The organism is Megasphaera sp. AF13-6AC (genome assembly GCF_027685385.1).
GTDB classification, from domain to species: domain Bacteria; phylum Bacillota; class Negativicutes; order Veillonellales; family Megasphaeraceae; genus Megasphaera; species Megasphaera micronuciformis.
In genome coordinates, this window is the sequence record NZ_JAQCUN010000264.1 from 1 (window position 1) to 958 (window position 958).

Annotated in this window: 1 protein-coding gene and 1 pseudogene; both read right to left on the minus strand. The window is 45.1% G+C overall.

Annotated features, from left to right (window positions below; genetic code table 11):
• The coding region (locus PGX78_RS08730; protein ID WP_270446570.1) for an aminotransferase class I/II-fold pyridoxal phosphate-dependent enzyme at positions 1–426 on the minus strand (426 nt) is incomplete at its 3' end.
• Positions 427–428: 2 nt separating this feature from the next.
• Positions 429–958, minus strand: a pseudogene (locus PGX78_RS08735) (hypothetical protein); the annotation flags it as partial.

Sequence of the window (958 nt, forward strand, 5' to 3'; positions counted from 1 at the left end):
AATAACGGACCCTTCTCCGGCCGCTTCCGCCATCCGCATCAAGTTACTGTTAAAGTCATCCTGTTGCGTATATACATAAGTAATATGAGCACCTCCGGCTTTAGCCGCTTTTTCATACTCATCAAACGAGGGCACGGGTATAATAACTTTTTTCGGTTTGAATGTATGAAAGTAAATATACATCAATTCGGCTGCCCCGTTCGTACAAATCAGTCGTTCCTTCAAGATTCCGTAATGATTTGCCAACGCGTTTTTAAGGGCTCTTGCCTCCGGGTCCGGATAATGAACGAGCATGTCGACAGACGTGATAACAGCTTCTTTTACAGGCTCCGACAAGCCGAGAGGATTAATATTGGCACTTACATCTACCCAATTTTTAAGCTTCCCTTCCTCATCGTATACATTTCCTCCGTGTGAAAAAGACATATTCATCTCTCCTCAAAAACGTATCCGCCGCCAATCGTTTCAAAAACACCTATAAAATTCAAATCTTTTAACGGGCTCTGCGACAGCACCTTTTTTATTTTCTGCCCGTACCCGCGGGTGCGAAAAATCATAGTCAAAAGAGTCCCCGTATGAGCCGTACCGATACCGCAGGCCCCTATTTTTTGTGCTGTCTCATAAAAATCGGGAAGTTCGCTTTTAAAAACCCTACTCTGATTGGCCAAGGCCGAAGTTGTGGCTACTCGGCACCAAGTATCTATATCCCCGTCATTACGACATAAATCCTTGTACAGGTCTGTCACATCGGGCTCATCTTCTACTGTCCCCGTACTATAAAAGTCCAACGTATTTATCGTTCCGCCGCAGTCAAAAGTATAGTATATCAGGTGAGGTGCCGGGAAACGCCGTAAAATTTTCCCGCTGTAGCGATCCATGGCCACTACGTCCTGACAGAAAACAGGATCCGTCGGCTCAATAGAAACAGCTAAACGGCACAACTCTTCATCCGAAAAAA